Raw genomic sequence first — 11,765 nt, forward strand, 5'->3', positions numbered from 1 at the left:
GACCTGAGCGCCCTAGTCCTTCACGTTGCCCTTCTTCAGGGACAGCTGGTCCAGCAGGACGTTGCACTTGTCGCCGTCCCCGCAGGACAGCGAGATCGTGTTGGTGCCCTTGTTCAGGGTGGGCCAGGCGAAGGTCTTGGTCCAGCCCTTGGCGAAGTCGCCGTCCTGGGCGTGCGCGAAGTTGCTCAGGTTCATCTTGCTGCCGAACGGCTTGCCGTTGACCGTGAGCGTCATCGACTGGTCCTCGCCGGCCGCGCTGTACCGGGCGAAGAGGGTGTAGGCGCCGTCCTCGGGGATGCCGTCGACGGTCCAGGTGACCGAGGCGCCGGGCTGGTTGAGGTTCGTCACGTAGGTGCCGCCGTCCGACTCGGCGCCCTCGACGTCCGAGGCCGTCGCCACGCCGGGCGAGAGCTGGAGCTGCCCGGCCTGGGCCGACGGCAGTTCGACCTCGTCCTCGGCGCTGCTGCTCGCCGCCGGGCTCGGGTCGGTGGTCTGGGACTGGGTCGGGGCGGTGTCGCCGCCCGCCTCGTCGCCGCCCTTGTCGTCGTCCGCGCCGCTGCTCGTCATGGCCACGGCGATGCCGATGACGACCGCGGCGACCACCGCGACCGCGCCGATCAGCAGGCCCTTGGTGTTGGGGCCGCGGCGTCCGCCGCCGCCACCGCGGGACGGCTGCTGCGGGGCGGTGGGCGCGCCGCCGCCGGGGAGCGTCTCCGGCGCGGCGTAGTGCGCGTTCGGCCTGCCGTAGGCGCCCTGCTGCGGGCCGTAGGCACCCTGCTGCTGCGGGGCCGCCTGGCCGTACGCGGCGGTCGGGGCGGCCTGGCCCTGCGGCGCCCCGTACTGCCGTGTGCCGACGGGACGCACCCGGTTGACGGAGTTCGGGTAGCCGTAGCCACCGGACGGCGGCTGGGCTCCGTTGGCCTGCCCGTCGGCGTACAGATAGCCGAACGGGTCGTCGTCCTCGGGCGTGCTCGCGCCGTTGTTGCCGGGCGTCATCCCTAGGTCTCCTAACCAGGTGCGGTGCGTTTGCGGTACGGGTGGTGAGAGGGCGAGCCTACCTGCTCCGGCTGACCCGAACGGGTGACTCGGACCGCTTCAGCTCGCTGACCTGGGGATCACCCGGCACGCCGGTGCTGTTTGGGACGAGATCGTTTCTCTACGTACATCCGCTCGTCGGCGGACTTCAGCACTTCGTCCGCCGTCATGCCGCAGTGGGCCCAGCCGATGCCGAAACTGGCGCCGACGCGGACGGCCCGGCCCTCGGCCCGGATGGGCTGGATGATCTCGTTGCGCAGCCGTACGGCGAGGTCCTCGGCGTCGGCCCGGCCGAGTCCGTCGGCGAGGATCACGAACTCGTCGCCGCCGAGCCGGGCCACCGTGTCGCCGTCGCGCACCCCGCCGCCGAGCCGTCGGGCGACCTCGATGAGGACGGCGTCGCCCGCGTTGTGCCCGAACCGGTCGTTGATCGACTTGAAACCGTCCAGGTCGCAGAAGAGGACCGCGAGCCCCTTGGTGCCGTCGTCGCGGCCGTCGCCGGGGGCGACGGTGTGCACGTGGTGGTCGTAGGCCCCGTAGGGATCGGCGCCGGAGCCGAAGTCGAAGGTGTGGCCGCCGGAGTCGGTGACGGGGTGCCCGTAGGCCGCGTCCATCGCGTCGGCCACCGCCCCGTGCACGGACTGCGGGCGCCGGCACAGCCGGGCGGCGAGCCGGGAGCGCAGCTCCGCGGAGTTCGGCAGGCCGGTGAGGGAGTCGTGGGAGGCGCGGTGGGCGAGCTGGAGCTCGCGGCGCTTGCGCTCCTCTATGTCCTCGACGTGGGTGAGCAGGAAGCGGGGCCCGTCGGCGGCGTCGGCGACGACGCTGTTGCGCAGCGAGACCCAGACGTACGTGCCGTCGCGGCGGCCCAGGCGCAGCTCGGCCCGGCCGCCCTCGGCGGAGGTGCGCAGCAGCGTGCCGAGGTCCTCGGGGTGGACGAGGTCGGAGAAGGCGTAGCGGCGCATCGCGGAGGCGGGGCGGCCGAGCAGCCGGCACAGGGCGTCGTTGGTGCGCAGGATGCGGCCGTGCTGGTCGCCGCCCATCTCGGCGATGGCCATGCCGGAGGGGGCGTACTCGAAGGCCTGCCGGAAGCTCTCCTCGCTCGCCCTGAGGGCCTGCTGGTCGCGTTCGAGGCGGACCAGGGCTCGCTGCATGTTGGAGCGGAGGCGGGCGTTGCTGATGGCGATGGCGGCCTGGAAGGCGTACATCTGCAGGGCCTCGCGGCCCCAGGCGCCGGGCCGGCGGCCGTTGCGCGGGCGGTCCACGGACAGGACGCCGATCAGTTCGCCGCTGGCGTCGCCGCGCCGCGGGCCGGGCGCGTACATGGGGGCGAAGAGGCGGTCCGAGGGGTGCCACTCGTCCTCGAAGCGGGGCGCGGGCCCGTCGGTGTACCACTGCGGGACGTCGTCGTCGTCGAGGACCCAGCCCTCGGTGTGGGGTATGAAGACCAGGTCGCCCCACCGCTCGCCCATGGCCAGCCGGCGGTCCCAGGACTCGCGGGACCCGGCCCGGCCGGTGATCAGGGCCTCGGCGGCCTGGTTGCCGGAGAAGGCCGCGACCACGAGGTCGCCGTCGGGGCGGACCAGGTTGACGCACGCCAGCTCGTACCCGAGGGCCTCGACGACGCCGTCGGCGACGGTCTGCAGGGTGTCCGCCAGGCTGCGGGCCGTGTTCATGTCGGCCATGACCTGGTGCAGTTGCCGCAGGGACGCAAGGCGGACGTAGGGCTCCGACTCGGTCTCCATGCTCGCCCTCCCCCCGAGACCTCGCAGCGAATGAAGGGTTCTCTTCGGCGTATCGTCCTATCAACTTCCGTCACTGAATCACAGCGCGCTGCTCACTCGGTACACAGGGTCAACAATAAATGCCCCTTGTGACTCAAGTCACAGCCAAAGATGAACAATTGAGTGGTGATTCTGTGTTTTCCACGTGCGTTTACCGAAAGCAGAATTTGTAGGTATGCGCACGGCTCCTCCGGGACGGCTGGTCCCGGGGTCCTAGGCCGGTCCTAGGACCCGGTTGGGACCGGGGGCCGATGCAGGGCCGGCGGGACGGCGGTTAGCGTGGCGGCGTGCCGAACACTCCCCCACTCGCGTCCCCCGCACCTCTCGCGATCCCCTCGCCGTCGCCGGCCTCCGGGCATGCTGAGGGGGTGAGCAACGACGAGTTCCGCGCCGCCATGTCCCGGCTGGCCTCGGGCGTGGTCCTGGTGACCGCGCAGGAGCCGCCGCTCGACCCCGACGACCCGGGGGCGCCGCTCGGCGAGGACGTCGGGATGACGGCCACGGCGTTCATGTCGGTGTCCCTGGACCCGCCGCTGGTGCTGGTCAGCCTGCGTGAGGGCTCCCGCATGGACGACCTGCTCGGCGAACAGCCCGTGTGGGCGGTCTCCGTGCTGTCCGGGAGCCAGCGGCACGTCGCCGGGCGCTTCGCGATGAAGGGCCGCGTCAGCGACCGGCTGCTCTTCGCGGACCTCGACTGCGCACGGGGCGAGGTGTCCGGCGCCCCGCTGGTGGGCGGCGCCCTGGCGACCCTGGAGTGCCGCACCGAGCGGCGCGTGCCGGCCGGGGACCACACCCTGGTGATCGGCCGCGTCCTGACCGCGTCCGCGCCGAGCGCGGACGGGGGGCCGCTGACGTACTTCCGGGGCCGCTACCGGCAATTGGGCTGAGCGGTAATTCGCTCGTCCGCCGGAAGGGCCCCCGCCTAGGGTGCGCGCATGACGACCGGTACCGCGCTCCGCCTGGAGCGGATCACCCCCGCGAACGTCGAGGCCGCCCTCGCCATACGCGTACGCCCCGAGCAGGAATTCGCCGTCTCCCCGGTGGTGAAGTCCCTCGCCGAGGCCTACGTGCACCCCGGCAAGGCATGGCCGCGCCTGATCCTCGACGGCGACCGTCCCGTGGGCTTCCTCATGGGCTTCTTCGACATCGACTGGTACGACGACGGCAGCGCGCTGCGTTCCGGCCTGTGGCGCCTGAACATCGCCGCCGGGGAACAGGGCCGGGGCTACGGCCGCTTCGCCGTGGAGTCGGTGGCCGCGGAGATCCGCCGCCGCGGCGGCACCGAGTGCTTCGTCACCTGGCACCCCGGGGACAACGGCCCCGAGAACTTCTACCTGAACCTCGGCTTCCGCCCGAACGGGGAGAAGGCCGAGGAGGAGACGGTGGGCGTGCTGGCGCTGGACCGGTAGCGGCGCCGGCGCGGACGGCGCGGGCCGTCAGTCCCAGTTCTTCGGGGACCGGCCCCGCTTCGTGTCGGAGCGCTGCTTCTTCTCCCGCAGCCGGCGCTCGTTGATGCCGCGCGGTATGCGGGTCGGCCTGCGGGGCCTGGGTGGAGGCGCGGTGGCCTCGGCGAGCAGGGCGGCGAGGCGCACGGCGGCGGCCTCGCGGTTGCGCCACTGGGAGCGGTGCTCGGAGGCGCGCACGGTGACGACCCCGTCGGTCAGCCGCCCGGCCAGCCGCTCCAGCGCCCGACGCTTCCACACCTCGGGCAGGGCCTCGGTGCGCGCCAGGTCGAAGCGGAGCTCCACCTGTGTGTCCGTGGTGTTGACGTGCTGTCCGCCGGGCCCCGAGGAGCGCGAGAAACGCCAGACGAGCTCGGACTCGGGGAGCGAGACGGAGCCGCGGATGACATGGGGACCGGACATGCCGTCCATGTTCCCGCCCCGGGGCGGCCCCCGTCACCCCAATATCCCCGGTCACGCCCCCCGCGCCGGGGGCGGGGCCCGGGCCCGGACTCGGTAAAGAAAGTAAAGAGACCTGGAACCTTGCGTACCCCTCTCGTCGTTCATGGGGGTAGCTGTAGCTTTCTTGCCGTACGTACACGAGGGAAGGGACTCCCAACAATGGCTGTAAGCCTGTCCAAGGGTGGCAACGTCTCGCTCACCAAGGAGGCTCCGGGCCTGACCGACGTCACCGTGGGCCTCGGCTGGGACGTCCGCACCACCACCGGCACCGACTTCGACCTCGACGCCTCCGCGATCGCGGTCAACACGCAGGGCAAGGTCTACTCCGACGCCCACTTCGTGTTCTTCAACAACAAGCAGACCCCGGACAACACCATCGTCCACACCGGTGACAACCGCACCGGTGAGGGCGCCGGCGACGACGAGGCGATCAACGTCAACCTGGCCGCCCTGCCGGCCGACATCGACAAGATCGTCTTCCCGGTCTCGATCTACGACGCCGAGAACCGGTCGCAGAACTTCGGCCAGGTGCGCAACGCCTACATCCGCATCGTCAACCAGGCCGGCGGCGCCGAGATCGCCCGCTACGACCTGTCCGAGGACGCGGCCACGGAGACCGCCATGGTCTTCGGCGAGCTGTACCGCAACGGCGCCGAGTGGAAGTTCCGCGCCGTCGGCCAGGGCTACGCCTCGGGCCTGGTGGGCATCGCCCAGGACTTCGGCGTCAACGTCTGACGTCCGCCCGTCCGTCGGGACACGACGAAGGCCTCCCGGTCCTTGCCGGGGGGCCTTCGGCGTCACGGCAGCAGGCGCCGCTCCTTGGCCACCGCCACCGCGCCCGCGCGGGTGTCGACGCCGAGCTTGTCGTAGATGCGCCGCGAGCCGCGCGTTCCCTCCCATGGTGACCTGTCCGGACGGCCACCGGGTCAGCCGATCGGACGACCCCGCCGTCGCCCGTTCCGTCGCCGGAGGGCAGCCGGAACGGCGACCGCTCCCACCGGGCGCGGGCCGGAGGGTGGAAGGCAGACGGACGGAAGCGGCCCGCAGGGGCCGGACGCGGACCGTCCGCCCCGACCCCGAGGATTTTCCCGGCGCGCCCGTATCGCCACCGGCGGCGCCGTCCTCGCCGCGGGCACCTTCGGCACGGTGGCGGCCAATGCCTCGGCACCGGAGGCCGCCCCGGCCGCCGCCCCCGCCGCGGCCGGGGAGCGCGGCACCACCACCTCCACGCACCTGACGATCAATGCCGCGAACGAGGCCGCCCGGGCCGCGCTGAAGGCGGCGGCGAAGGACGGCCAGCGGATCACGGTCGCCGTCGTCGACCGCAACGGCAACACGATCCTCACCATGCGCGGGGACGGCGCCGGCCCCCAGTCGTACGAGTCGGCCGTGAAGAAGGCGTACACCGCCGTCTCCTGGAACGCCACGACCACCGGGCTGGAGGGCCGCCTGGAGAACGCCCCGAACCTGAAGGACATCCCGGGCACGCTGTTCCTGGGCGGCGGCGTCCCGGTGACCGCCGACAAGGCTCCGATCGCCGGTATCGGCGTCGCGGGCGCCCCGTCCGGCGCCCTGGACGAGAAGTTCGCCCGGGCGGGCGCGGAGGCGCTGCGCTAGGCCCCAACGGCCGGTTCCGGTGGGTGTTTCACGTGAAACGCCCCTTAGGATCACGGCGTGCGCCCCACCCGTCTGCTCGTAGCCGCCGCCACCCTCGTCGCCCTCACGGCGTGCAGCAGTGGCGGTGGTGGTGTCGACGGCGTCCCCGGCGGTTCGGGCGTGCGCGACCCGTACTTCCCGAAGGCGGGCAACGGCGGCTACGACGTCGGCCACTACGACCTGGTGCTCGACTACGACCCCGACGCCGAGCGGCTCACCGGCACGGCGACGATCACCGCGCGTGCCACGCGGGACCTGTCCGCCTTCAACCTGGACCTCAAGGGCCTGGACGTCCAGAAGGTCACCGTCGAGGGCCGGGACGCCCGCTTCAACCGGGCGGGACAGGAGCTGACCGTCCGCCCGCCGGACGAGCTGAACGAGGGCGAGACGTTCCGCGTGCGGGTCCGCTACTCCGGCGAGCCCGAGACCGTGACCGACCCGGACGACTCCGAGGAGGGCTGGCTGCCCACGGACGACGGCGCGGTCGGACTCGGCGAGCCGACCGGCTCCATGGCCTGGTTCCCGGGCAACCACCACCCCTCCGACAAGGCGACCTACGACCTGGCGATGACCGTCCCCGAGGGCTACGGGGTGGTCTCCAACGGTCAGCCGGCCGGTGAGACGACCGGCGGCGGCCGTACGACGTTCCGCTGGCACACCGGCGAGCCGATGGCGAGCCATGCCGTCACGGTCGCCGTCGGCGACTGGCGGATCAGCCGCTCGGCCACCGAGGACGGCCTGCCGGTGTACACGGCCGTCGACCCGGAGCAGGCCGGCGCGAGCCGGGCGGTCCTCGCGCGGATCCCCGCGATCATGAAGTGGGAGCAGGCCACCTTCGGCCCGTACCCCTTCTCCTCCACCGGCGCGATCGTCGACCGCCCGGACGACGCCGGCTACGCGCTGGAGACCCAGACCCGCCCCTACTTCCCCGGCGCCCCCGACACCGAGACCCTCGTCCACGAGCTGGCCCACCAGTGGTACGGCGACTCCGTCACCCCGAAGACCTGGCGCGACATGTGGCTCAACGAGGGCTTCGCCACCTACGCGGAGTGGCTGTGGTCGGAGGACCACGTCGGCGACACCGCGCAGGAGACCTTCGACGCGCTCTACGACGGCGACTACTTCGACGACGCGGCGGCGAACGAGGCCGTCTGGGCGTTCCCGCCCGGCAAGCCGTCCGACGCCGCCCACATCTCCGACATCCCGGTCTACCAGCGCGGCGCGATGGTGCTGCACCGTATCCGGCAGACGGTCGGCGACGACGCCTTCCGCGCCCTGCTGCGCGACTGGGCCGCCGCCCACCGCCACGGCAACGCGGACACCGACGACTTCACGGCGTTCGTGGAGAAGTCGGCCCCCGGCGAGGACTTCACGGAGATCTGGGAGGACTGGCTGTTCGGGGACGGGAAGCCGGAGCGCCCCTGAGCGCGGGGCGCCGTGTCATTCCCCGAACGCGTCGAGCAGCCGGGGCAGGTCCGGCGGCCACAGGGCCTCGGGCGCCTCGGCGAGTTCCGCGCGGCTCCACCAGCGCCAGGTGAGGATGCCGTCCGCGGCGTGCGCGGCGGCGAGGTGGGCGCCGGTCGGCTCGCGCCGGGGGCCGTGGGCCACGTAGATGTGCTCGTGCTGGCGGACCGGGCCCACGCTCAGGTGGGTGAAGTCGTGTTCCCAGGTGCACAGCAGCGGGCCGGGCTCCAGGTCCGTCCAGCCGGTCTCCTCGCGCAGTTCGCGCCGGGCGCCCTCGCGGGGGCTCTCGTCCGCCTCCAGGCCGCCGCCGGGCATCGCCCAGTGCACGCCGACCTCGACGTTGTCGTAGCGCAGCAGGAAGACCGCGCCCTCGGGGTCGAGCACGGCGACGCGGGCCGCGCGGCGCGGGATGCGCAGCGGCTTGCGCAGCACCGTGCAGGGGCGGCCGGCACCGAGGTCCCGGCGGTGGTCGACGGTCTCGTAGCCGAGGGCGGTCCAGAAGGCGAGGCCGTCGCTGTTGCCGTCGAGGACGGCGAGCCGCAGACCGGCGTGGCCCGCGGCCCGGAAGCGGTCCTCGACGAGGGACGCGAGCCGCCTGCCGTGGCCCTTCCGGCGCAGGCGCGCGTCCACCATCAGCAGGCCGATCCACGGGTCCGGGTCGGCCGGGTCGGGGTGCCGGGCGAGGGTGACCGCGATGCCGACCAGCCGGCCCGCGTCCCGGGCGAGCAGAACCTCCGCGTCCGGCCGCGCCAGTTCGTCGGCCAGCGCCGCCGCCACCTGCTCCGGACGGATGTCGTCGGGGTCGGGGAAGTCGCCGCTCAGGGCGTGGAAGGCGCGGTGGGAGGCGTAGAGGGCGGTGAGCTCGGTCAGGAGCGGGCCCGGGATGTCGTGGTCGGGGGCGAGCGTGAGCGGGGTGAGGATCACGCCCGGCAACCTACCCGGCCCGGGGCCGGCCCGGCCCGGAGCGGCGGCATGACACCATCACCTGCGTGCTCGACATCGGCTACGCCCTCTCCACCCGTTTCCCCGACCCTCCGCAGACGGACTACCGCCGCGCGGACGTCCACGCCCTGCGGCACGACCTGTTCTGCGGGGACGTGTACCTCGCGGACACCAAGGAGGACCGGGAGATCTCCACGGCCTGGGGATGGGTGCCGGTGCTGGACTTCGCGTGGGCGCTGTGCGACATCGTGGAGCAGGTCGACCGGGACCCGGCGGGCTCCCGGGCCGCCCGGCCGCAGCGCGCCGAGCTGGACTTCACCGAGTCCACCGACCGGCTGCTGGTCGAGCGCCGCTTCGGCTGGGTCGACATCGAGGCGGAGTGGCTCCCGGCGACCGAGCCGCCGCTGTCCTTCTCGCACGGCGAGCTGCGGCGGGAGGCCCGGGACTTCCTCCACGACCTGATCGCCGACCTCACGGACCTGCACGAGGACCTGGCGGAGAACCCGGCGGTCTGGACCCTCCAGGCCCGCTTCCCCCGCGTCTCCTGACCGGCTCCGGCCCTCCGCCGGCCCCTACTCCTCCGCCAGCACCCGCAGCCCCAGCTCCGCCGCCAGCACCGGCGCCAGGTCGAGCAGCTGGGCCGGGCTGATCACCGCCCCGGCCAGCCGGTCGACGCCCCGGGCCAGCTCCAGCGGGACGGCACCGCGCAGGTCGACGTCCGTCAGGGTCGCCGCGCCGAGGTCGGCGTCCCTCAGGGCGCAGTCCACGAACGCCACCCGCTCCAGGCGCGCGCCCCCGAAGTCCGGCTCGACCAGGACACAGCCCTCGAAGACGACGTCCTTGAGCCGCGCCCGGCGGAGGTTCAGGTAGTCGATCTTGCCTCCGCGGATCAGCACCCGCTCCAGCGAGGCTCCGTGGAGCTGTGTGCCGCCGAGGCGGGCGTCGGTCATCTCCACGTCGCGCAGGGTCGCCTCGGCGAGGTCCGTGCCGACGCCCCGTACGCCGGTGAGGACCGAGTCGAGCAGCCGGGCGCGCGGCAGGGACGTCTCGTCCAGCGCGCACGCCGTCAGCGCGCAGTCCATGAACCGGGCGCCCGCGCCGTCCTGTCCGGCGAAGTCCGCCTCGGTGAACTCCAGCCCGTCGTAGTCGCCGTCCGGCTCCAGCTCCCCGCCGCCGTGGGGCTCCAGCGCCGGCAGCCGCACCTGGGGGCGCCGCACCTCCCGCACCGCCGCCCTACCGCCGCCGCCCGTCGTTCTCCTCGCCATGCCGCCCATGCTGCACCCCGCCACCGACAACCGCCCCCACCCGCGGGGCCGCGCGCTCCGGGACCGGGGGGACGGCCGGGAAGGTGGTTCTGGAGCCACAACCGCCGACGGACGACCGGAAAGGGATGCGATACGTCCCGATTCATGGTCTTCTGGCCAGATGAGTGACACCCGGACAGGTGAGGGGACCGCCCCCGCGGACGCCGACCCCCGCCGCTGGTGGGGGCTGGTGGTGATCGCCCTGGCCCAGCTGATGGTCGTCCTCGACGCGACGATCGTGAACATCGCGCTGCCCTCGGCGCAGCGGGACCTGGGCATGTCCGACGCCAACCGCCAATGGGTGATCACCGCCTACACCCTCGCCTTCGGCGGTCTGCTGCTGCTCGGCGGGCGCGTCGCCGACCTCGTGGGACGCAAACGCACCTTCGTCATCGGGCTGATCGGCTTCGCCGCGGCCTCCGCGCTCGGCGGCGCCGCCGTCGGCCCGGCGATGCTCTTCGGCGCCCGCGCGCTCCAGGGCGTCTTCGCGGCCGTCCTCGCACCGTCCGCGCTGTCCCTGCTGACGACCACCTTCACCGACCCCAAGGAGCGCGGAAAGGCCTTCGGCATCTACGGCGCGCTGGCCGGCAGCGGCGCCGCCGTCGGCTTCATCGTCGGCGGCGTGCTCACCGAGTACCTGAACTGGCGCTGGTGCCTGTACGTCAACATCCCCATCGCCGTCGTCGCCGTGATCGGCGCCCTGGTGCTCCTGTACGACCGGCCCGGCCACGCCGACGTCCGCCTCGACGTCCCGGGCGTGGTCCTCGGCTGCGGCGGCCTGGTCGCCCTCGTCTACGGCTTCAGCGAGGCACAGCCGCGCGGTTGGACCGACCCGCTCGTGCTGGCGCTGTTCGCCGCGGCCGCCGCCCTCCTGGGGACCTTCGTGTGGTGGCAGACCCGGGCGCCGGTGCCCCTGCTGCCGCTGCACATCATCCGCGACCGCAACCGGGCCGGCTGCTTCCTGACGATGATGCTGGCCGTCATCGGCATGTTCGGGCTGTTCCTGTTCATGACCTACTACCTCCAGGTCATCCTCGTCTACTCCCCCGTGCAGACCGGCCTGGCGTTCCTGCCGATGACCGCCGCGATCGTCATCGGCTCGACCCAGATCTCCGCCCGGCTGCTGCCCCGCGTGGGCCCGCGGATGCTGATGGTCCCCGGCATGCTCCTCGCCTCCGGCGGCATGGTGATCCTCACGCGGCTGACCGTGCACTCGCAGTACACCTCCGAGATCCTGCCCGCCCTGCTCCTGATGGGCCTCGGCATGGGCCTGACCTTCATGCCGGTCTTCTCCACCGCCACCGCCGGCGTCGCCCCGCAGGACTCCGGCGTCACCTCGGCGACGGTCAACACGTCGCAGCAGGTGGGCGGCTCGATCGGCACGGCGCTGCTCAACACCATCGCCACCAGCACCAGCGCGACCTGGATCACGGCCCACCTCACCGACCCCACCCGGCGGCAGGAGATCATCCGGGAGGGCATCGTCCACGGCTACACGGTCGCCATCTGGGTGGCCGCCGCGATCATGCTCCTGGCGGGCCTGATCGCGGGCCTGATGGTGACGGCCAAGGCCCCGAAGCACGGCACCCCGGCCGACCACCCGGTACCGGAACCGGTGGGCTGAGGGGCCCCTCGAGGGCCGTTGCATCGGGCCGCGCGGAGCGGCGGCCGGCCTCCCG

Annotated in this window: 12 protein-coding genes and 1 pseudogene; 7 read left to right on the forward strand and 6 right to left on the reverse strand. The window is 73.0% G+C overall.

Translation table 11 applies throughout. The features are described 5' to 3' along the window. Positions 1–12: 12 nt before the first annotated feature. Both AC0VYN_RS33615 and cdgB read right to left on the reverse strand, forming a co-directional pair. The gene (locus tag AC0VYN_RS33615; RefSeq protein WP_475534014.1) at positions 13–996 is read right to left on the reverse strand and encodes a carbohydrate-binding protein; all 984 of its coding nucleotides are present in this window, start codon (positions 994–996) and stop codon (positions 13–15) included. 119 nt (positions 997–1,115) lie between these two features. Next, positions 1,116–2,777 (reverse strand): diguanylate cyclase CdgB, encoded by a 1,662-nt coding sequence (cdgB, locus tag AC0VYN_RS33620; protein ID WP_451686553.1) that lies wholly within the window; start codon positions 2,775–2,777, stop codon positions 1,116–1,118. A gap of 326 nt (positions 2,778–3,103) precedes the next feature. On the opposite strand from cdgB, the gene AC0VYN_RS33625 reads away from it, so the two are divergent. Together AC0VYN_RS33625 and AC0VYN_RS33630 are read left to right on the forward strand one after the other, a co-directional pair. Further along, positions 3,104–3,703: a flavin reductase family protein gene (locus tag AC0VYN_RS33625; RefSeq protein WP_475534015.1), complete on the forward strand. Its 600-nt coding sequence runs from the start codon at positions 3,104–3,106 to the stop codon at positions 3,701–3,703. Between the two features lie 48 nt (positions 3,704–3,751). Next, a complete protein-coding gene (locus AC0VYN_RS33630; RefSeq protein ID WP_475534016.1) occupies positions 3,752–4,225 on the forward strand; it encodes a GNAT family N-acetyltransferase in 474 nt (157 codons plus the stop codon). A gap of 27 nt (positions 4,226–4,252) precedes the next feature. On the opposite strand, the gene arfB is transcribed toward AC0VYN_RS33630, so the two are convergent. Continuing rightward, positions 4,253–4,690, reverse strand: coding sequence for an alternative ribosome rescue aminoacyl-tRNA hydrolase ArfB (gene arfB, locus AC0VYN_RS33635; protein ID WP_385458335.1), 438 nt, complete (start codon positions 4,688–4,690; stop codon positions 4,253–4,255). A gap of 189 nt (positions 4,691–4,879) precedes the next feature. Between arfB and AC0VYN_RS33640 the strand changes: the two genes are divergently transcribed. Continuing rightward, on the forward strand, positions 4,880–5,455 hold the full coding sequence (locus AC0VYN_RS33640) for a TerD family protein (RefSeq protein WP_033312269.1): 576 nt from the start codon (positions 4,880–4,882) through the stop codon (positions 5,453–5,455). A gap of 62 nt (positions 5,456–5,517) precedes the next feature. Here AC0VYN_RS33640 and AC0VYN_RS33645 read toward each other — a convergent pair. Further along, positions 5,518–5,598 (reverse strand): annotated as a pseudogene (locus AC0VYN_RS33645) (DNA-binding response regulator); the annotation flags it as partial. Between the two features lie 223 nt (positions 5,599–5,821). On the opposite strand from AC0VYN_RS33645, the gene AC0VYN_RS33650 reads away from it, so the two are divergent. Together AC0VYN_RS33650 and AC0VYN_RS33655 are read left to right on the forward strand one after the other, a co-directional pair. Then, positions 5,822–6,337, forward strand: a complete 516-nt coding sequence (locus AC0VYN_RS33650; RefSeq protein ID WP_475537036.1) for a GlcG/HbpS family heme-binding protein — start codon at positions 5,822–5,824, stop codon at positions 6,335–6,337. 57 nt (positions 6,338–6,394) lie between these two features. Continuing rightward, complete coding sequence (locus tag AC0VYN_RS33655; protein WP_475534017.1) at positions 6,395–7,801, forward strand: M1 family metallopeptidase; 1,407 nt, start codon at positions 6,395–6,397, stop codon at positions 7,799–7,801. Between the two features lie 15 nt (positions 7,802–7,816). Here the strand turns inward: AC0VYN_RS33655 and AC0VYN_RS33660 are convergent, their stop codons facing one another. Then, positions 7,817–8,764 (reverse strand): bifunctional GNAT family N-acetyltransferase/NUDIX hydrolase, encoded by a 948-nt coding sequence (locus AC0VYN_RS33660; RefSeq protein ID WP_475534018.1) that lies wholly within the window; start codon positions 8,762–8,764, stop codon positions 7,817–7,819. A gap of 65 nt (positions 8,765–8,829) precedes the next feature. Between AC0VYN_RS33660 and AC0VYN_RS33665 the strand changes: the two genes are divergently transcribed. Further along, positions 8,830–9,330, forward strand: a complete 501-nt coding sequence (locus tag AC0VYN_RS33665) for a hypothetical protein (protein ID WP_386921896.1) — start codon at positions 8,830–8,832, stop codon at positions 9,328–9,330. 24 nt (positions 9,331–9,354) lie between these two features. Here AC0VYN_RS33665 and AC0VYN_RS33670 read toward each other — a convergent pair whose 3' ends face one another. Continuing rightward, a complete protein-coding gene (locus tag AC0VYN_RS33670; protein WP_475534019.1) occupies positions 9,355–10,047 on the reverse strand; it encodes a pentapeptide repeat-containing protein in 693 nt (230 codons plus the stop codon). 160 nt (positions 10,048–10,207) lie between these two features. On the opposite strand from AC0VYN_RS33670, the gene AC0VYN_RS33675 reads away from it, so the two are divergent. After that, positions 10,208–11,710: an MFS transporter gene (locus AC0VYN_RS33675; protein ID WP_475534020.1), complete on the forward strand. Its 1,503-nt coding sequence runs from the start codon at positions 10,208–10,210 to the stop codon at positions 11,708–11,710. The last annotated feature ends 55 nt before the right edge of the window (positions 11,711–11,765 follow it).

This window comes from Streptomyces sp. 63XJN7_1_ISO-PGPR-S23-121, from assembly GCF_056173025.1.

Bases quoted from the DNA above. Each gene is read 5' to 3' on its own strand.
- AC0VYN_RS33615 (WP_475534014.1), bottom strand. From the start codon at position 996: ATGACGCCCGGCAACAACGGCGCGAGCACGCCCGAGGACGACGACCCG.
- cdgB (WP_451686553.1), bottom strand. From the start codon at position 2,777: ATGGAGACCGAGTCGGAGCCCTACGTCCGCCTTGCGTCCCTGCGGCAA.
- AC0VYN_RS33630 (WP_475534016.1), top strand. From the start codon at position 3,752: ATGACGACCGGTACCGCGCTCCGCCTGGAGCGGATCACCCCCGCGAAC.
- arfB (WP_385458335.1), bottom strand. From the start codon at position 4,690: ATGGACGGCATGTCCGGTCCCCATGTCATCCGCGGCTCCGTCTCGCTC.
- AC0VYN_RS33640 (WP_033312269.1), top strand. From the start codon at position 4,880: ATGGCTGTAAGCCTGTCCAAGGGTGGCAACGTCTCGCTCACCAAGGAG.
- AC0VYN_RS33670 (WP_475534019.1), bottom strand. From the start codon at position 10,047: ATGGCGAGGAGAACGACGGGCGGCGGCGGTAGGGCGGCGGTGCGGGAG.
- AC0VYN_RS33675 (WP_475534020.1), top strand. From the start codon at position 10,208: ATGAGTGACACCCGGACAGGTGAGGGGACCGCCCCCGCGGACGCCGAC.